The sequence below is a fragment of the Pseudomonas sp. HY2-MNA-CIBAN-0224 genome, assembly GCF_040310285.1.
GTDB lineage: Bacteria > Pseudomonadota > Gammaproteobacteria > Pseudomonadales > Pseudomonadaceae > Aquipseudomonas > Aquipseudomonas helleri.
Genome location: NZ_JBEOPQ010000917.1, coordinates 1 through 235, shown reverse-complemented (window position 1 = coordinate 235; position 235 = coordinate 1). Strand labels below are relative to the sequence as shown.

Genomic DNA, 235 nt, shown 5'->3' with positions numbered 1-235 from the left:
CCTTAATATTAGTTACACTCAAAAGAAGAAGGGTCGTAAGATTATAGGTTTTAGTTTTATTGTTTTAGAGAAGACAAAACCAAAAGAAGTACGTGTTGAGCGTAACTCTGACAATGGCGATATGTTTATGGTTGAAGGGTTGAGTGATAAGCAGTTGGGGCGTATTGCACGCAACAAGCAGTTTATGGCAGATTACAATCACTTGGTTAGCTCGACCAGTCCAGCAGGGCAAACA

Annotated in this window: 1 protein-coding gene; it reads left to right on the top strand. The window is 40.0% G+C overall.

Annotation, left to right across the window (positions count from 1 at the left end; translation table 11 throughout):
- On the top strand, nucleotides 1–235 hold a 235-nt coding region (locus AAEZ03_RS28920; RefSeq protein ID WP_502947998.1), incomplete at both ends, for a hypothetical protein.